General features: G+C 32.3%; 22 protein-coding genes. 19 read left to right on the top strand and 3 right to left on the bottom strand.

Annotated features, from left to right (window positions below; genetic code table 11):
- Positions 1 to 9: 9 nt before the first annotated feature.
- Positions 10 to 444, bottom strand: coding sequence for an Rrf2 family transcriptional regulator (locus tag DG435_RS11045; protein WP_106794022.1), 435 nt, complete (start codon positions 442 to 444; stop codon positions 10 to 12).
- 219 nt (positions 445 to 663) lie between these two features.
- Here DG435_RS11045 and nirK point away from each other — a divergent pair, with 219 nt between their 5' ends.
- The 18 genes from nirK to DG435_RS10955 all read left to right on the top strand — a co-directional run bounded on the left by nirK (position 664) and on the right by DG435_RS10955 (position 17,425).
- Positions 664 to 2,139, top strand: coding sequence for a copper-containing nitrite reductase (gene nirK / locus DG435_RS11040; RefSeq protein ID WP_106794021.1), 1,476 nt, complete (start codon positions 664 to 666; stop codon positions 2,137 to 2,139).
- 13 nt (positions 2,140 to 2,152) lie between these two features.
- Positions 2,153 to 2,944, top strand: coding sequence for a formylglycine-generating enzyme family protein (locus DG435_RS11035; RefSeq protein WP_369871941.1), 792 nt, complete (start codon positions 2,153 to 2,155; stop codon positions 2,942 to 2,944).
- A 48-nt stretch (positions 2,945 to 2,992) separates the two neighbouring features.
- Complete coding sequence (locus tag DG435_RS11030; RefSeq protein WP_234387150.1) at positions 2,993 to 3,616, top strand: SCO family protein; 624 nt, start codon at positions 2,993 to 2,995, stop codon at positions 3,614 to 3,616.
- Positions 3,617 to 3,839: 223 nt separating this feature from the next.
- A complete protein-coding gene (locus DG435_RS11025; RefSeq protein WP_106794019.1) occupies positions 3,840 to 4,352 on the top strand; it encodes a c-type cytochrome in 513 nt (170 codons plus the stop codon).
- Positions 4,353 to 4,400: 48 nt separating this feature from the next.
- On the top strand, positions 4,401 to 4,904 hold the full coding sequence (locus DG435_RS11020) for a hypothetical protein (RefSeq protein WP_106794018.1): 504 nt from the start codon (positions 4,401 to 4,403) through the stop codon (positions 4,902 to 4,904).
- Between the two features lie 69 nt (positions 4,905 to 4,973).
- Positions 4,974 to 5,549 carry a fasciclin domain-containing protein gene (locus DG435_RS11015; RefSeq protein WP_106794017.1) on the top strand — a complete coding sequence of 192 codons (576 nt, stop codon included), beginning with the start codon at positions 4,974 to 4,976 and terminating at the stop codon, positions 5,547 to 5,549.
- Positions 5,550 to 5,573: 24 nt separating this feature from the next.
- Positions 5,574 to 7,541 carry a Sec-dependent nitrous-oxide reductase gene (gene nosZ, locus DG435_RS11010; protein WP_106794016.1) on the top strand — a complete coding sequence of 656 codons (1,968 nt, stop codon included), beginning with the start codon at positions 5,574 to 5,576 and terminating at the stop codon, positions 7,539 to 7,541.
- A gap of 102 nt (positions 7,542 to 7,643) precedes the next feature.
- A complete protein-coding gene (locus tag DG435_RS11005; protein ID WP_234387149.1) occupies positions 7,644 to 8,258 on the top strand; it encodes a hypothetical protein in 615 nt (204 codons plus the stop codon).
- Positions 8,245 to 8,691 carry a nitrous oxide reductase accessory protein NosL gene (locus DG435_RS11000; RefSeq protein ID WP_106794015.1) on the top strand — a complete coding sequence of 149 codons (447 nt, stop codon included), beginning with the start codon at positions 8,245 to 8,247 and terminating at the stop codon, positions 8,689 to 8,691. The genes DG435_RS11005 and DG435_RS11000 overlap by 14 nt, the downstream gene beginning before the upstream one ends.
- Before the next feature lie 131 nt (positions 8,692 to 8,822).
- On the top strand, positions 8,823 to 10,061 hold the full coding sequence (locus DG435_RS10995) for a nitrous oxide reductase family maturation protein NosD (RefSeq protein ID WP_106794014.1): 1,239 nt from the start codon (positions 8,823 to 8,825) through the stop codon (positions 10,059 to 10,061).
- Positions 10,058 to 10,765, top strand: coding sequence for an ABC transporter ATP-binding protein (locus tag DG435_RS10990; protein WP_106794013.1), 708 nt, complete (start codon positions 10,058 to 10,060; stop codon positions 10,763 to 10,765). The genes DG435_RS10995 and DG435_RS10990 overlap by 4 nt, the downstream gene beginning before the upstream one ends.
- Positions 10,758 to 11,540, top strand: a complete 783-nt coding sequence (locus DG435_RS10985; RefSeq protein ID WP_024772213.1) for an ABC transporter permease — start codon at positions 10,758 to 10,760, stop codon at positions 11,538 to 11,540. Before DG435_RS10990 ends, DG435_RS10985 begins: the two co-directional genes overlap by 8 nt.
- Positions 11,541 to 11,572: 32 nt before the next feature.
- On the top strand, positions 11,573 to 12,781 hold the full coding sequence (locus DG435_RS10980; RefSeq protein WP_106795064.1) for a hypothetical protein: 1,209 nt from the start codon (positions 11,573 to 11,575) through the stop codon (positions 12,779 to 12,781).
- Between the two features lie 188 nt (positions 12,782 to 12,969).
- The gene (locus DG435_RS10975; RefSeq protein ID WP_159025806.1) at positions 12,970 to 14,229 is read left to right on the top strand and encodes an outer membrane beta-barrel protein; all 1,260 of its coding nucleotides are present in this window, start codon (positions 12,970 to 12,972) and stop codon (positions 14,227 to 14,229) included.
- Positions 14,230 to 14,418: 189 nt separating this feature from the next.
- Positions 14,419 to 15,003: a HupE/UreJ family protein gene (locus DG435_RS10970; protein WP_106795066.1), complete on the top strand. Its 585-nt coding sequence runs from the start codon at positions 14,419 to 14,421 to the stop codon at positions 15,001 to 15,003.
- A gap of 85 nt (positions 15,004 to 15,088) precedes the next feature.
- On the top strand, positions 15,089 to 15,520 hold the full coding sequence (locus tag DG435_RS10965) for a dCMP deaminase family protein (protein WP_106795067.1): 432 nt from the start codon (positions 15,089 to 15,091) through the stop codon (positions 15,518 to 15,520).
- Complete coding sequence (locus tag DG435_RS10960; RefSeq protein WP_106795068.1) at positions 15,520 to 17,103, top strand: S41 family peptidase; 1,584 nt, start codon at positions 15,520 to 15,522, stop codon at positions 17,101 to 17,103. Before DG435_RS10965 ends, DG435_RS10960 begins: the two co-directional genes overlap by 1 nt.
- A 16-nt stretch (positions 17,104 to 17,119) precedes the next feature.
- Positions 17,120 to 17,425 (top strand): hypothetical protein, encoded by a 306-nt coding sequence (locus DG435_RS10955; protein WP_024772207.1) that lies wholly within the window; start codon positions 17,120 to 17,122, stop codon positions 17,423 to 17,425.
- Between the two features lie 43 nt (positions 17,426 to 17,468).
- Here DG435_RS10955 and DG435_RS10950 read toward each other — a convergent pair whose 3' ends face one another.
- Together DG435_RS10950 and DG435_RS10945 are read right to left on the bottom strand one after the other, a co-directional pair.
- Positions 17,469 to 17,669: a hypothetical protein gene (locus tag DG435_RS10950; RefSeq protein ID WP_106795069.1), complete on the bottom strand. Its 201-nt coding sequence runs from the start codon at positions 17,667 to 17,669 to the stop codon at positions 17,469 to 17,471.
- Positions 17,670 to 17,683: 14 nt separating this feature from the next.
- Positions 17,684 to 18,256 carry a MarC family protein gene (locus DG435_RS10945; protein WP_024772206.1) on the bottom strand — a complete coding sequence of 191 codons (573 nt, stop codon included), beginning with the start codon at positions 18,254 to 18,256 and terminating at the stop codon, positions 17,684 to 17,686.
- A gap of 114 nt (positions 18,257 to 18,370) precedes the next feature.
- Here DG435_RS10945 and DG435_RS10940 point away from each other — a divergent pair, with 114 nt between their 5' ends.
- A complete protein-coding gene (locus tag DG435_RS10940) occupies positions 18,371 to 18,940 on the top strand; it encodes a DUF3109 family protein (RefSeq protein WP_106795070.1) in 570 nt (189 codons plus the stop codon).
- Positions 18,941 to 19,262 lie beyond the last annotated feature (322 nt).

The raw sequence follows: 19,262 nt of genomic DNA, 5'->3' as shown, positions 1-19,262 counted from the left end.
TAATTTTTTTTAGGTTTTTAAATATGAAGCTCCAGACTTGATCCCAAGAGCTAATTCTTCAAGGTTGGTAGATTCTAACATTTTCTTTAATTCTTCTCTTACGGAAGCGAATTTATGATGAACAGGACATGGGTGATCTTCTGAGCATTTATTGAGACCTAACCCACAACCAATATAAATACTATCACCATCTATTGCATCAACAATTTTTGCAAGTTGTATTGATGCTATTTTGTGTTTTTCTATTTCAAAACCACCGGCAGCACCTTTTATAGAATCCACTATATCATTTTTAGCTAGTTTTTGGAGAATCTTTGCAGTAAATGCTTCTGGCGAATCAATTTTGGCCGCAATATCTTTAAGGCTTACTCGCTCTCCTTGGTATGATTTTAAGGCGATAAAGATGGCAGCTTTAATTCCGTATTCACAGGCTTTTGAAAACATTCTATTCAAAAATTAGTTATAGTGCAAAATTAGTAATTATTTAATTAGGATAAAAATATCCGAATTAAATAATTACTAATTTTTTATTCCTGAATTTCAATAAAAGACTAATTAGTCTTAAAATATGATAAATATCATATTTCATGTGCTGCGGTAATTCTTATTTTTACAAAATAAAAGATAAAAAAGTCTTTTATTAATAGTAAAAGTAGTAAGAATATGAAATCAAAAAAACCATTTGTATTGTTATCTAGTACAGGATTGTTTATAGGCGTTCTATTGATGATCCTATCTGCCTGCTCACAAAACAAGGAAGCAGAGGCAAAGAATTATCTGGGGCCAGAAGGCATTCCTGTAAGTCAAGAAATGATTGCCGAATTAACTTCACCTCCCAATGTTCCTGGACCTACAGGAAGAAGAAAAGCGAAGAAACTTATCGTGAATATGGAGGTTCTAGAAGAAGAAGGAGAGATGACAGATGGAGTAAAGTATGTGTATTGGACGTTTGGAGGTTCGGTACCGGGAAGTTTTATAAGAACAAAAGTTGGGGATGAAGTAGAGTTTCACTTAAAAAATCACCCAGATAACAAACTACCCCATAATATAGATTTACATGCTGTAACAGGCCCAGGAGGTGGAGCAACATCTTCTTTTGTAGCTCCTGGACATGAAGCTCAGTTTTCTTTTAAAGTACTAAATCCAGGATTGTATGTATATCACTGTGCAACAGCTCCGGTAGGGATGCATATTGCTAACGGAATGTATGGACTAATACTTGTTGAGCCCGAAGAAGGTCTTCCACCGGTAGATAAAGAATATTATGTAATGCAAGGGGATTTTTATACCAAAGGAGAGAATGGAGATAGAGGATTGCAACCCTTTGATATGAAAAAAGCTGTAGATGAAGATGCAGATTATGTGGTTTTTAATGGAAAAGTAGGTTCGTTAACTGGTGATAATGCAATTACAGCAAATGTTGGAGAAACGATAAGATTATATGTAGGTAATGGTGGGCCAAACCTTGTATCTTCTTTTCATGTTATTGGCGAAATTTTTGATGTCGTTAGGGTAGAAGGAGGCGATCTTATTAATACGAATGTGCAAACTACTCTGGTTCCTGCAGGAGGTGCAGCTATCGTAGAATTTAAAGTAGATGTTCCGGGAACCTTCATTTTAGTGGATCACTCTATTTTTAGAGCATTTAATAAAGGTGCCTTAGGAATGCTCAAGGTACAAGGAGAAGAGAACAAGAAAATATACTCTGGTAAACAGGAAGAAGGAGTCTATCAACCAGAAGGAAGTGGAATCCAGGAAATGCCCGTTGAAGAGGGTGTAGTAAAAACCGAAGAAACGGCAAAATCACTACAAGAAAAAATGGAATTTGGTAAAGCTACCTATATGAGAACTTGTTTTGCTTGTCATCAAGCCGAAGGTCAAGGAATTCCTAATGCTTTTCCGCCTCTGGCTAAATCAGATTATTTAAATGCTGATCTAAACCGTGCAATTGATATTATACTAAACGGTAAAACAGGAGAAATTACTGTAAACGGTGAAAAATACAATAGTGTGATGACTAAACAAGACCTAACAGATGAAGAAGTAGCCAATGTGCTTACTTACATATACAATAGTTGGGGGAATTCTAAAAAAGAAGTAACAGCATCCATGGTTGCAAGTAAAAGAAACGCACATTAAAATTATAGAATAAATGCTAACTCCTCCTTTAAAAATAGTTTTCTTTTTTGCTATATGTATAGGATATACATTAAATAGTGTTATAGCACAAACAGAAAATATGGTTACTGTTAAAGGAGGGGTTTATATTCCTCTGTACGGAGTTGATTCTACGGCGGTAAAAGTCAATGATTTTTTGATGGATGTTTATCCTGTATCAAATAGTGAATTTTTAGCATTTGTTAAGAAATACCCACAATGGAAACGAAGCCATGTAAAGCGGTTATTTGCAGATAAAAACTATTTGGTACTTTGGAAAGATGATAATACTCTAAGTGATCAATTGAAACCTAATTCTCCTATAACAGGTATTTCTTGGTTTGCTGCCAAAAAATATTGTGAGTGTCAAGGAAAAAGATTACCAACTATTGATGAATGGGAATATGCTGCAATGGCAGATGATAAGACTATAGATGCAAGGAAAAAAGAAACCTATAATCAATATATTTTAGAATGGTACGAAACTCCTAAATCTTTTAATAACAGTATTGGATCTACTTTTAAAAATTATTGGGGTATATATGATTTACATGGATTAGTATGGGAATGGACATTGGATTTTAATTCTGTACTGATATCGGGAGAATCTAGAAAAGATGTAGATAAAGATAGTAATTTATTTTGCGGCAGTGCAGCCGTTGGAGCTTCAGATTTAATGAATTACGCTGCGTTTATGCGTTATGCTTTTAGAGGAAGTATGAAAGCAAATTATGCAGTCAAGAATTTAGGTTTTCGTTGTGTAAAAGACATTAATATAACTCCTTAAACCCACAAGATAAAACTCAAATATATAATGTATGTTAAATCATCAAATATGATCAAAATAAATATCATAAAAATTTTACTATTAGGAGCAATCATTGTGTTAAGCTCTTGTAATAAAGAAAAAAAACAAGAAGAAGTAGCTGTGTCTGAATCTAAATCCAAAGAACATAACACCTCTATTTCTGAACTTTCGATCTATAACTTGCCCTCTATTTGGACTACACAGGACAATAAAAAAATAGAACTCAAAGAATTAAAAGGAGATGTTCTTGTAATGGTAATGATCTATACCTCTTGTAAAGCAGCCTGCCCGAGATTGGTGGCTGATATGAGAGATATAGAAGCTCAAATTCCAGAATCTAAAAAAGAGAATATTAAACTCTTATTGGTAAGTATTGATCCAGAGACTGACACCCCCGAAAGGTTAAAAAAATTCTCTATTGAGAACGAAATGGAATCCGATCAATGGCTGTTTCTTAGAGGTACTAAATCAGATACAAGAGAATTTGCAGCTGTTCTTGCTGTGAATTACAAAAAAATATCACCAATGGATTTTTCACACTCTAACATTATAAGTGTTTTTGATCAGGGAGGAGAATTAGTCCATCAACAAGAAGGGTTAGGAGTAAACAATAAGGAAACCGTAAATAAAATTATTGAGTTGGCACATTAAGGTAAAAAGGGAATGTCGTCTTTTAGAACCCTAATTTATAGCCTTCGAGTTAAGAATTTTATGTTCAATTTTCTGAAAACCGTAAAATAAAAGACTAATTTGTCCGAAATATGACAAAAATCATATTTATCTCCCTATCCCATACCTAATTTTGTCTGATATAATCAAAATAATATTTCTCTTGAGAAATGAATTTTTGAACAATAATCTTAAATCTATTAAAATGATTAGACTAGACAAATTGATAATTTTATTCGCTGTTACTCTATTAATAAGTTGTGGAGGAAAAGAAGAAAAAAAGGAAGAACAAATTAAAATAGGAAAGAGCACAACAACTCAAAAAAAAGAAACCAAACCCGTTTCTACTGGCACTCCTGCATCGAAAAAAGTTGATCTTACAAATAAAGGAGTTGGACCAATCAAAAATTTAGTATTAGATGCCACTATTGACGAAAAAATGGCTGCTCAGGGAGCCGAACTCTTTAAGACAAAATGTACTGCTTGTCATAAAACCCATAAGAAGTTTATCGGACCAGCTCCCGTTGGGATCTTAGAAAGACGAACTCCAGAATGGATTATGAATATGATTTTGGATCCTGAAAAAATGATTAAAGAAGATCCACTGGCTCAAGAATTACTAAAAGAACATAATGGATCTCCAATGGCAAATCAAAGTTTAAAAGAAGAAGAAGCTAGAGCCATTTTAGAATACTTCAGAACTTTGAAAAAGGGATAGTATAAAAGGTTTTTATTGGAAATATTGTAACCTGTCTAAGGATAAAGAATGTTAAAGCAGATTGTTCAACCCACCATAATAAATTTAAAACAAGCAGAAGAAATATTTGCAGAATTACCACCTGCTATTTATTCCAGTACATCTGCAGCGCCTTATTACAGTAGTATAGGTGGGCATTTACGTCATATACTTGATATTTTTAAATGTATAGTTAATGGTATAGATTCGAGAATTATTGACTTAACCAAGAGAAAAAGGGGAACTATTGTAGAACAAAACCCAGTTGAGGGTCAGAGATATTTGAGAAAAATAATTTCTGACCTTGAATGTATTTCTGGTTTAGATCCTAGTATTGCTATTATTATAAAAGATGATCTTGGGATGGGGATGGTTGAGATTCCAACAACCCTTGGAGGAGGGTTAAACCAAGCTCATAGTCATGCAATCCACCATTTTGCTTGTATTGGATACATATTACATATTCATGGAACCATTTTACCAAATAAAGTTTTTGGATACAACCCTACAACACCCGAAAATCAGAGTATTTGATGCTGTAGGATTTATAGATTTTGTGCAGATCAATATCGACACAACAAAAAATAAACTAAACTAAATATTATGAAAACAACTAAAGCATTTTTTTTAATTCTAATGAGCTTTACCTTCTTGCTAAGTTGTAAAACAGAAACGAAGAAAGAGGAAACAAATTCAACACCAAAAAAAACAGTAACCGAAACCACTGAAAAACAAGGGCAAGCATTTATTCAAGATGATGAAGCGACCCCTAATGTGCTTAATATAGCAATTGGTTCTAAAGATCATACTACATTGGTGGCGGCTGTTCAGGCTGCCGGTTTAGAAAATGCCTTGGTGAATGCAGGGCCTTTAATGGTATTTGCTCCAACTAATGAAGCGTTTGATGCATTACCCGAAGGAACTGTAGAAAATCTGTTGAAACCAGAAAATAAAAACGCATTAGCAAACATTCTAAAATACCATGTAACACCAGGTAATTACTCAAAAGATTTTTTGAAAAAATTTAAAAAATTGGGTCAGTCTAATGGTGTAAATGTGAAAGTAACTAAAGAAGGCGAAGATGTTTTTATTGGTGAAGCCAAAATTGTAGCAAGTATTCCTGCCGGTAACGGGATTGTACATGTTATTGATAAGGTATTATTACCACCATCAAATTAATTAAACTAATAAAAAGATAAACCAATGAAACGTATATCTCAAATACTCTTTATTACAGCAGTACTTAGCTTGGTAATAACCAGCTGTGCAGATATTAATAAAGATAAAAAAATGACCGATGGAGCACTAGGATCTAATGCTGCAGAAAAAGTCTATGTAGCTCCTGGGGAGCATGATGAATTTTATGCATTTGTCTCGGGAGGATTTAGTGGACAACTATCTGTATATGGACTTCCATCAGGACGATTATTTAAAGTAATCCCTGTTTTTTCTCAAGATGCAGAAAAAGCATGGGGATATAATGAAGAAACAAAACCAATGCTTAATACCTCTTATGGTTTTGTGCCTTGGGATGACTCTCACCACCCAGATATATCGCAGACCAATGGAGAAGTTGATGGGCGTTGGGTTTTTATTAATGGAAACAATACCCCAAGAATCGCAAGAATTGACCTAAGTACTTTTGAAACCACAGAAATAATCGAAGTTCCTAATAGTGCTGGTAATCATAGTTCATCTTTTGTAACAGAAAATACAGAATATGTAGTAGCAGGAACTCGTTTTTCTGTACCTGTACCACAAGAAGATATTGCTATCAAAGAATATAAAGGAAAATTTAAAGGCGCTGTATCCTTTATAAGTGTAGATCCTGATCATGGAAATATGGAAATGGCTTTTCAGATTTTACTACCAGGTTTTAATTATGATTTAGCTCACCCGGGTAGAGGAGCTTCACATGGTTGGTTCTTTTTTACTACATACAATACAGAAGAAGCAAATTCTTTGTTAGAAGTAAATGCATCTCAAAATGATAAAGACTTCATCGCTGCAATCAATTGGAAAAAAGCAGAAGAATATATCAAACAAGGGAAGTTTAAAACAATGCCGGCTAATTATGCACATAATGTATATGATGAGAAAACACATACGGCGACTTCTACAATGAAGAAAGAAGTAAAAGTATTAGATCCTGCAGAATGCCCAGGTTTAGTATACTTTTTACCAACACCTAAATCACCACATGGTTGTGATGTAGACCCATCGGGAGAATATATTGTTGGTAACGGTAAACTTTCAGCCGATCTTACAGTACACTCGTTCAGTAAAATGATTAAGGCTATCGAAAATAAACAGTTTGATGGAGATGCTTATGGAATTCCGATTATCAAATTTGAAGATGCATTGGCAGGTGTTGTTTCTCAAGCAGGACTAGGGCCATTACATACCGAGTTTGATGGTAAAGGAAATGGATATACCACGTTCTTTATTTCTTCTGAAGTAGTAAAATGGAAGCTAGAAAGTTGGGAAGTAATAGATAGAAAACCTACATATTATTCTGTAGGCCACTTGATGATTCCTGGAGGAAACTCTAGAAAACCATTTGGTAAATATGTACTGGCGATGAACAAGATAACCAAAGATCGTTATCTACCAACTGGACCAGAAGTTACTCAATCTGCACAGTTGTATGATATTACAGGTGAAAAAATGGAATTACTATTAGATTTCCCAACTATTGGAGAACCACATTATGCAGCTGGGATATCTGCAGATCTAATAAAACCTCGTTCTAAAAAGATATATAAGTTAGAAGAAAACGAACATAAATATGCTGTTAAAAATAATGAAAATATAAGAGTAGAACGTGAAGGAAAAGAAGTACATGTATATATGACTATGATTAGAAGCCATTTTACGCCCGATAATATAGAAGGGATTAAAGTAGGAGATAAAGTCTATTTTCATGTCACAAATTTAGAACAAGATTATGATGTACCGCATGGAGTGAGTATAATCGGAGCCAATACTTCTGAGCTGTTAATAATGCCTGGGCAAACAGAAACTTTTGTTTGGGAACCTAAACAAGTAGGAGTCTGGCCATTCTATTGTACCGATTTTTGTTCGGCATTACATCAAGAGATGCAAGGATATGTAAGGGTATCACCTGCATCATCTAATATAGAACTTTCCTGGTCTTTAGGAGAAGATTGATTTCGGATTCTACCAGGAAGGAGATAGATTAGTTATATTTCCAAAAAAGCGAGAGGACAAAATCCCCTCTCGCTTTTAAATCAACTTAAAAAAATTGTAGTCATGAAGAAGAAATCAAGAATATTAATGCTTGTAGGAGTACTGTTACCTTTATTTCTGTTCGTATTTCCTCTTTGGAATATTACATTAGAAGCTCCTCAATATCCAACTCCATTAGGAATGGATATCTACATAAATGATTTCGCAGACATGCATCCTCATGATATTAAGAATATCAATTTGATGAATCATTATGTAGGAATGAAATACATTCCCGAATCGATTCCAGAATTCAGGATTTTTCCTATTGTGATTATAGTAATGGCCTTTTTAGGAATTATATTAGCCTTTAAAGCAAACTATAAATGGTTTTTGGGATGGTTTATAATAATGACCATTTTAGCCTTGGCAGGAATCTATGATTTTTATCTGTGGGAGCATGACTATGGGCATGATTTGGACCCAAAAGCAATAATGAAATTTACCAATCCAGATGGAACTGTTATGGGGTTTCAACCCCCTTTATTTGGAACCAAAGATATTTTAAATTTTAGAGCACACTCATACCCTCAATTAGGGGCATATTTTTTAGCAATAGGAATGGCTCTGACCTTTATTTCTTATTTTGTGGGAAAACGTGAAAAAACTTCAAAAGTCAATAAAAATGAAAAAATATAGCTTTAACAATATCGCCTTTTTTATTTTAGTGATTATGCTTTTTGGTTCGTGCAATGTTCAACCAGAAACAATACACTACGGAGAAGATAATTGTCATTATTGCAGCATGACTATTGTTGATAAAATTCATGGAGCAGAGATTGTTACAAAAAAAGGTAAAGTATTTAAGTTTGATGCTGTAGAATGTATGATAAATTATGCTGCAGAGATAGATAAAGAAGAGGTGTCAATCTACCTTTCTAATCATTACGATTCTCCAGAAGAATTAATTGATGCAACACAAGCTACTTTTTTGATAAGTAAAAATATATCGAGTCCCATGGGAGCATTTTTAACCTCATTTGAAAGTAAGGCGAGTGCAGAAAAAGTGAAATCTGAAAAAGGAGGGGATGTATTTACCTGGGAGGAACTTTTAGAACATCTAAAACATTAAAATAGAAATATATCTATTCAGTAACTAATAGATGAAAATACTTATCCCGATGAAAATTGGAAACTATTCGAATTCTATGTTGATCCATATTGATTCAGATCTAACCTATAGAAAAAGCAAATAATAAATAAATGTTTCAAATCAGGAAAATACTATTTCTGGCAATCTTTCTTCTGCCAGTGTCACTTCTCGGCAAGACTATAAAGGTCTGCAATTCCTGTGAAATAAAAACAATAAAAAGTGGTATAGTTATAGCCAAAGCACTTGATACAGTACTTGTAAAAAAAGGAAAGTATAACGAATTTAATATTGTGATTGATAAACCTTTGACATTATTGGGTGAAAATTATCCCATAATTGATGGGGAGTTAAAAGGAGGGATTATAAAAGTGATTTCTGATAATGTTACGGTAGATGGATTATTCATTATTAATGTAGGTACTAGTTATACAGAGGATTATGCGGCTGTACGGGTGGTGAAAAGTAAAAACTTTTTGATACAAAACTTAGTGTTAGAAAAGTTATTCTTTGGGATATATCTAGAGAAATCAAGAGATGGCAGAGTTTTTCATAATAAGATTATAGGTGATGCGGTAGAAGAATATAATTCGGGTAACGGTATACAACTATGGTATTCTCAAAATATAGATATAGAAAATAATATTATTACACATGTAAGAGACGGTATCTACCTTGAGTTTGCCAATGATTGTAGAATAAAAAATAACATAAGTTCTAATAACTTACGATATGGGTTGCATTTTATGTTTTCTAATAATGACCTGTATGAAAATAATACGTTTGAGAATAATGGAGCAGGTGTCGCTGTTATGTTCTCCAAGAAGATCAAAATGTTGAACAATACGTTTAAAGAAAACTGGGGAGCAGCATCCTATGGTCTTTTGTTGAAAGAGATCAATGATGCAGAAATAATAGGAAATATTTTTAAAGAGAATACAATAGGGATTAATATCGAAGGCTCTAATCGAATTAAGTATACTAAAAACAGTTTTGTAAAAAACGGTTGGGCCATCAAAGTACGTGGTGCATGTTATACAAATATATTTAGCAACAATAATTTTATGTATAATTCATTTGATGTCTCCTATAACAGTAAACTTAATGACAACAAATTTGACAACAATTATTGGAGTGGGTATACGGGATATGATTTAGATAAAAATGGTGTTGGAGATGTACCTTACAGGCCTGTAAAATTATTTTCGTATATCGTAAACCGGACCCCAGAAACAATTATCTTAATGAGGAGCTTGTTTATTGATATGATTGATTTTTCTGAAAAAGTCTCACCTGTATTTACCCCTGATGATTTACTTGATAAGTATCCGTTAATGAAAAAACAAGGATGATTAAAATTGATAATTTACATAAGGATTTTGGAAAGAATCAGGTTTTAAAAGGAGTCGATTTAAGTATTGCTGAAGGCGGGATATTTGCAATACTTGGACCAAATGGATCTGGTAAAACGACATTGATCAAATCTATTCTTGGGATGGTTATCCCAAATAAAGGAGATATTTTTATTGATGATACTCCAATTAAGAAAAGTTGGAAATATCGTGAGCAAATAGACTATTTACCGCAAATAGCTAATTTCCCTGCAAATCTTACAGTGCAAGAATTGATTAGAATGATCAAAGATTTACGAAATAAACCTGGAGATGATACTGCGCTGATATCCTCTTTTCAATTGAGCCCTTTTCTAGATAAAAAACTAAGTAACCTATCCGGGGGAACAAAACAAAAAGTAAATTTAGTATTAACATTAATGTTTGATAGTCCATTAATTATTCTAGATGAGCCTACTACAGGGCTTGACCCTATTGCCTTGTTAGAGCTTAAAAAAATAATACAAATAGAAAAAGAAAAAGGAAAAACCGTTTTGATCACTTCTCATATTATGAGTTTTGTTGAAGAGATAGCCGATGAAATCGTTTTTCTTCTCGAGGGTAAGGTATATTTCAAGGGAAATATAAGCACCTTAAAAGAAAAAACGAAGGAAAACGATTTTGAACATGCGATTGCTAATCTGCTAAAAGAAAATAATGCTTAAGATTTTAAAATATAGTTTTTACGACCTTATACGTAGCCGATGGAGTTATGTATACCTGCTTTTTTATTTGGCATTAGGATTTGTATTATTATTCCTCAATAATGATTTGTCAAAAGCTGTAATTACTTTGATGAATGTGATTATTATTCTTGTCCCTCTTATCGGAACTATTTTTGGAGTTATGTATTATTACAATTCTAAGGAGTTTACCGAATTACTTTTGGCGCAGCCCATTAAGAGATCGTCTATTTTTCTTGGACAATATTTAGGAGTAGCACTTTCATTATCTATGAGTTTGGTAATAGGGTTGGGGTTACCGTTTGCTATGTACGGCCTTTTTCAATCGAGTGCGATTTGGGAATTTTCCTTACTCCTAATTACTGGTACATTTTTGACACTAATTTTTACGGCGTTAGCATTTAATATTGCTCTGTATAATGAAAACAAAATAAAAGGGTTTAGCTATGCTATTTTGCTCTGGTTATTTATGGCGGTAATTTACGATGGTCTTTTTTTAATGTCATTAATCATGTTTGAATCCTACCCATTAGATAAATTTTCAATAGGAGTAACTTTATTTAACCCTATTGATTTATCCAGAATTTTGATATTATTAAAACTTGATATTTCTGCTTTATTGGGATATACCGGTGCAGTTTTTCAGAAATTTTTTGGCACTAATTTAGGAGTAATTTTATCTTGTATCGCACTTTCTATTTGGGTATTTTTACCTACATTCAACATCTATAGAAAATCTAAGAAAAAGGACTTCTAAAGCTATATTTGTTGTATTGAAGAAACTGTTGCATGATAAAATCAAAACGAAATGCCCTGATATCACTTGCCTTTTTTTTATTGGCAGCGGCACTTGGTGTTTTTTTAAGATTTTTATACGTTTTTGATATATCTGTAGATTATAGATATATTGTACATACACACTCTCATATAGCATTACTAGGATGGGTATATATTGGTTTAACAACCTTACTTTACAAATTATATTTAGGTAAGTGTAATGTTGATAAACGATATAGAATCATTTTCTGGTTTACCCAATTTACCTTATTAGGAATGTTGTTTAGTTTCCCTTTTCAGGGATATGCATTATTCTCGATAACTTTTTCTACACTATTCCTTTTTGCTTCGTATTGGTTTACTGGGTTTTTTATTAAAAATATACCAGAGAAGTTTAAGGATGCAAAATCTTACAAATGTATAAAGATTGCTTTGTGGTATATGGTTATTTCTAGTATTGGTCCTTGGGCATTAGGAGCAATAATGAGTACGCTAGGAACAAATTCTATTTGGTATAGACTGGCTATTTATTTTTATTTGCATTTTCAGTATAACGGATGGATGATACTAGCTTTATTTGGATTGTTGATTTTTATTCTTGAGCATCAAGAAGTATGTGTCTCTAATAGAGACTTTAGTAGCTTTTCTTGGACAATTAACCTCGGGATTATTTTAAGCTTTTTTCTTTCGGTATTATGGACTAGACCGGCAGATATTTATTATATTTTGGGAGGAGTAGGTGGCTTACTTCAATGTATAGCATTTTTGATATTTATTAGACTATTAATAAAATCAAAAACGTTATTAAACAACATATTCTCGGGTTTTCAAAAAAAACTATTAAAAACAATCGGTATTCTTATACTAATTAAATTTTTACTACAACTGATCTCGGCTTTTCCATATTTTGCAAACCTGGCCACTACTATTATTGATTTTACTATTGGTTATTTACATTGGACTTTTTTGGGGGTAGTAAGCATTAGTTTATTTTTATTCTTAGCATATTTTAAACTTATTAAAATTCCTGAAAAAGGATATTACATCTATCTTTTAGGATTTGTTCTCACTGAAGTATTGATTTTTTATAAAGGAGCTGTCATTTGGCTTGATTTTATTTTTTTCGAACACTATTTCATTACACTTTCAATAGCCAGTGTTGTGGTCTTAATTGGTATTAGTTTTCTTTTTATTGCTAATTTAAGGTCAATCAAAATATAACCTCAAAAGAGTAAAAATATTTTGCAAGTATACTACAGCTGTTCATTTTTAGATCATTTAGTTTTACCTAATAATTTTTACAAAAAAAAATTATGTCAGTTCCGAAAAATGAAACTGAGACCTATTATTATTGCAATGTAAAAATTGAATGTAGAAACTATATAAATACACATAAACTAAACATTGAAATGAAAAAACAATCACTTTTACTTCTGTTAATGATCTTAAGTATTACCGGTTATGCCCAAATCAAATTTGAGCAGGGATATTTTATTGATAATAATGGAATAAAAACAGAATGCCTTATTAAAAATGTGGACTGGCATGATAATCCCAGCCGGATTGAATATAAAATGAATGAAGATACTAAGGCTAAGATGGGCGATATAAAAAATATTAAAGAATTTGGGGTTTCTGATCTAAAATATATAAGAGAAACTGTAAATATTGATATGTCTAGCGAAGAATTGAATCATTTAAGTGCGAACAAGAATCCTGAGTTCAAAGAAGTAACTTTATTTCTGAAACATATAATACAAGGCGAAGCAAACCTATATCAATATGAGGAGGGGAACTTAATTAGATATTTTTACCAGGTAGGTGATAAGGATATAGAGCAGTTAATCTATAAAACGTATAGAGTTACACAAGAAATAGTAAACGGAGTAGCAAGAGAAAGAACGAATAAGATTGATAAAAATAATCGATACAAACAGCAGCTTTGGACAGATGTTAAATGCGATAACATCAAAGAAAGCGATGCTGCAAAAACTAACTATAAGAAAAATAGTTTAGTAAAGTATTTTATAAAATATAATACATGTAAAGATCCAAACTTTGTAAACACTCGTAAACGAGAAGGTAGAGATTTGTTTAACCTTACTATTAGACCAGGGGTTAATTTTTCTTCTCTTAAACCCAATATAGACCTATCTAATTTTGTTATAGATAATAGTAGTAGAGATATTAGTAATTTTGAAGATCAATCAGGTCTTAGGTTTGGGATTGAAGCAGAGTTTATTTTACCCTTTAATAAAAACAAATGGGGGATATTTATAGAGCCCACTTATCAGTCTTATAAATCAGAATTAGTAATAGAATACATAAATTTTCTTGGTACAAATACCAGAACTTATACTGTTGACTATAAATCTATAGAATTACCTATAGGTTTAAGACATTATATGTTTCTAAGTGATAAGTCAAAATTGTTTGTTAATGCTGCTTATGTATTAGACTTCGAGTTTGATTCAACACTTGTATTAAAGAATAATAGTTCTACCCCAATCGTTAATAAGTTAAAAAGCAAAACGAATATAGCAGTAGGTTTTGGATATAAATATAATGATCGATATAGTATTGAAGCACGTTATGCAACAAGCCGCGAAATAGGTGGCATATTTGATTATAATTCTTTCTCTGTGATTTTAGGTTATTCGCTATTTTAAAGAGAGTATTTTTCAGAAGAAAAATTTTGATAAATAAAAGAAAAACCCAGGAGTATGTTCTTGGGTTTTTTTGATTCTGGTAGTTTGTTGTGTTTCAGAATTTCTTAAATTTTTGATAAGAATTTTTTATGTATTTCTTCGTTCTTGTATTTAGTTGTACATTAGTCCCACACCTCAAAACCTAAAATTATGTCAGAGTTTTGGCTTTATATAAAGCTGGGTTTTGGTCACGTGCTAGATTGGCATGCTTATGACCATATTTTATTTTTAGTTGCGCTAACAGTAGGGTATACTTTTGATAATTGGAAACGTATTTTATTACTAGTTACCGTATTTACAATAGGGCATACATTGTCTTTATTTCTCGCAGCATATGATGTAGTATCAGTAAATTCGAGATTGGTAGAATTCTTGATTCCTTTGACCATATTGATTGCAGGTTTGTTTAATGTATTTACTGTAAAGAATACTTCAAAAAACAGTAAAATAGGAATCTTATATGGAGTAACTATTTTTTTTGGACTAATTCATGGATTGGGATTTTCTAGTTATTTTAGAGCAATTAGCAGTAATGTGAACTCTAAAATTTTGCCCTTAATTGAATTTGGATTAGGTGTTGAGGCTGCACAGATTATTATTGTTTTAATTGTTCTTATAGTTAGCTTTATATTTCAAACTTTTTTTCGATTTTCAAAACGAGATTGGATACTTGTTGTTTCTTCTATTGTAATAGGAATGGTAATCCCCATGCTTATCGCAAATAAAATTTGGTGAATAAGTGTGATTAGGGTTGTATTTGCCACATCGTAATAATATATTCGTACTTTGATTGTTATCAATACACTAGTCATTCTATTTTATGTCAAAAAAAAAACAACTGAAGTACGATAAAGCCTATCTAAGGATTGCAAGAGAATGGGGGAAATTATCTCATTGTGAAAGAAAAAAAGTTGGTGCGGTTATTGTAAAGGATAGAATGATTATTTCAGATGGATTTAATGGGACTCCAACAGGTTTTGAGAATCCATGTGAAAACGAAGAAGGATATACAAAGTGGTATGTATTGCATGCAGAAGCAAATGCGATTTCTAAAGTAGCTTCATCTACTCAGTCATGTAGAGGAGCAACATTATATATTACATTATCACCATGTAAAGAGTGTAGTAAATTGATTCACCAGGCGGGTATAAAACGCATAGTGTATCAAATTGGTTATAAAGATGACTCTGGTTTGCAATTTCTTGCTAAGGCTGGAGTAGAAATAGAACAGATTACGGATTTAGAAGAATAATGGGATATTCAAAAAAATACTTGCCTTTGTTTTTAGGTTTGGCTGTAGGAGCCGGAGTATTTTTGGGTAGTAAACTTGATTTTAGCAACCCTTCGGCAAAGCTATTTTCATATAACCCCAAAAAAGAGAAACTAAATAGGCTTATTGATTATATAGACTATGAGTATGTAGATGAAATCAATACCGATAGTATCGTCGAGGTTACGGTAAACAGAATATTAGAAAACCTGGACCCTCATTCGATATATATACCCTCAGAAGAACTTGAAGGGATTACAGAGAACATGCAAGGAGATTTTATTGGTATTGGAGTAAGTTATTACCCCTATAGAGATACAATATCTGTAATTAATACCATAAAAGGAGGGCCGAGTGAAAAATCTGGAATTAAGGCAGGAGATAGGATATTAATGGCAGATAGCGATACCTTATTTGGAGAACGACTTATAAGAGATGGGTTAGCAAATAGGTTAAAAGGAGAGCTAAACAGCCAGGTGCAACTTAGAGTATATAGAAAAGGTAAAGGCACATTTGATGTTGTAGTAAAAAGAGGACGCGTACCTATACAAAGTGTAGATGCATCTTATATGTTAGATGATAAATTAGGGTACGTAAAAGTAAACCGTTTTGCAGAGACAACCTATAAAGAATTTAAAACGGCAATGGATGAGCTAATTGAAGAAGGTGCTGAAAATGTAGTGATTGATCTTCGTGATAATGGAGGAGGGTTTATTGCTCCGGCTCTAAAAATGGCAGACGAATTTTTGAAAGATGATGTGCTGATTATGTTTACCAAAAATAAAAAAGGAGCCATCGAAAATAATTTTGCTACCAATAAAGGGAGTTTTGAACAAGGAAAAGTCTATGTACTAATCAATGAAAACTCTGCCTCTGCCAGTGAAATTTTTGCAGGAGCAATTCAAGATAATGATAGAGGTGCTATCGTTGGCAGACGTTCTTACGGAAAAGGTCTTGTACAAAGAGAAATGGCATTGGGTGACGGTAGTGCAATACGATTAACAATTTCAAGATACTATACACCAACTGGGAGGTCAATACAAAAGCCATATGCTAATGGAAATAAAGAGTATTTTAATGAGTATATGGAGCGATATAAGAATGGAGAATTGCAGAGTGCAGATAGTATTCATGTGGCAGACTCTCTAAAATTTAAAACTCCAGGAGGTAAAATTGTTTATGGAGGTGGGGGTATTATACCAGATATATTTGTTAGTAAAGATACTACACGTGTTGGTGAAACATTAGATTATATGTTACGTTCTGGTCGTATGGGAGGGTATGTATTCGAAGAACTAGATAAAAACAGGTCGTATTATAATGATTTATCTGAAAAGGAGTTTAATGAAAAAATCAACATAGATGACGTTTTTGCTGAAGATTTTTTAAAATATTCAAGACAAAGAGGAATAGAAATTGAGTTGAAAAATTATGAAGATCAATTAAAAAAATATTTGAAAGCGACAATGGCGCAACAATTATTTGGAACTGGAGCCTTCGAAAGAATTATAAATAACGATGATGCAATGATTAATAAAGTATTATCACTTTCTAAAGAAGAATAACTTATATCCGATATATATGTCAGAATTTGAAGAATATCTAGTAGCTATTGCAATATGCTCTCCGCTTTTTTTCTTTATTATAGCAGTTGCTTTTAGGTTGTTGGATAATAGTGCTTCTATTTTTTTAAAGCATGATATATTAGTTGATACCTCTTATGTTTCTGGTGATATAATAAGAGAACACATCCATAGTTCTGAAGATATAAAGCTTAAAAAATCCTTAATGCGAGCATTATTATTTAGAAAGCTGCATAACTTTTTTATGATCCTAATGGTAATTTCGATTCCACCTGTGATTATCGCTTGCTTCTTTGTGTTTTAAGTAGTGTTTTACTGTTAAACTAAAGCTGATAAAGATTCAGGAATTAATTACCTCTTTTCTTCTTTTGGATATTTTTAGAAACCAACAAGATTGACATTAACAGAACTACGCAAGCAGAAGAAAAAATGCCAATAAGAGCCGTTTTACTATCGCCAGTAAATAAATCATCAAAATCTAGATAAGTTATATTGTAAATGATTAAACCTGTTGCAATAGCAATTAGTAAGTATATAAAATATTTCATGTGTTTAATTCTCTTTAAAAAAGACCTTTAATATTTGTAGCAAATAATTTAACTGCAATAGCAAGTAGAATTACCCCAAAAATCTTTCGAATCACATTAATTCCTTGCTTACCTATTATTTTTTCTATCTTTTTTGATGATTTTAAAACAATATACACAAAAATAATATTGATTAGTATAGCAATTACTATGTTAATCGGGTGGTACTCTGCCCGTAAAGAAAGGATAGAGGTCATTGTACCAGCTCCGGCAATCAAAGGAAAGGCTAAAGGAACTACTGCAGCAGTTTCTGGCTCATCGTCTTTGTATAATTGGATACCTAATATCATTTCTAAGGCTAGAAAGAAAATAATAAAAGCACCAGCTACAGCAAAAGAATTAACGTCGATCCCGATAAGGTTTAGAATTTCTTTCCCTACAAAAAGAAAAACAACCATTAATATAGCAGCAACAATCGAAGCTTTTTCACTTTGGATATGTCCTACTTTTTTACGTAAATCAATAATAATAGGGATACTTCCTATGATATCTATTACCGCGAATAAAATCATACTTGCAGTAAATATTTCTTTAAGATCAAAGTTCATAGTAAAATGGTTTCAAAAATTTGAGCAAATATAAATAGACTTTATTAAATAAAGGTATTATAAAAAGGTGAATAAATTGTAAAAAATCTCTTGTATAAGAATTATCTTAGCGGCATGTTTCAATTAGGAAAAACCATAGTTTCTGAGGATATAATAGAGAAAGACTTTGTATGTAATCTTTCTGCATGCAAAGGAGCCTGCTGTATTGATGGTGAGGCGGGAGCACCCTTAGAAGAGTCAGAGACTCTTAAGCTTAAAGAGATATATCCTATCGTCAAATCTTATTTGAGAAAGGAGGGTGTCGAGGCTATCGAACATTACGGAACCCATGTTAAAACTGCTAATGGAGAATTAGAAACACCTCTAATTGATGGAGCAGATTGTGCATATGTGATTTTTGATCAAAAAGGAACAGCTATGTGTGCTATCGAAGAAGCCTATAACCAAGGTGAAGTTGATTGGAAAAAACCAGTATCTTGTCATTTGTACCCAGTTAGAGTACAAGAGTACACCGAGTTTTCTGCCGTAAATTATCACAAATGGGAAATCTGTGATGATGCCTGTACATTGGGTAAAGAATTTCAAGTACCAATCTATAAGTTTGTTAAAGAAGCTTTAATCCGAAAATTTGGAGAAGACTGGTATATAGAACTTGAAAACGTGGCAGCAAAATTGAAAAAATAAACCCCTTCTTTATATTTTTAGATATAAATAACTCTCTTTTTTTGTTCTTTTTTTTGTTAAAAAAAGAGTTTTTTCAGCTTACGGGTTTACCGTAAACAGGTACATTTTCCCTTCTTTGTTTTTCTGTTGAAAAACCTCGGTTAGCAAGTGAAAAATAAGAGATTTTTGAAGATGATGTTCACATTATCTGTATTTTATAAAAAACACTTAATATTTTGATTAACAAAGTGTTATGTGTGTTTTTGTGAAAGATCATTTTTGTTGCAAATTCACTTCGTGTTGAAAACTTTGTTGAAAACGTTTGTTAACTTTCCGTAGAACT

It is taken from the genome of Aquimarina sp. Aq78 (assembly GCF_900299525.1).
Classification (GTDB): domain Bacteria; phylum Bacteroidota; class Bacteroidia; order Flavobacteriales; family Flavobacteriaceae; genus Aquimarina.
Note: the sequence above shows the minus strand (reverse complement) of the source record. Positions and strands in the feature narration are given on the sequence as shown.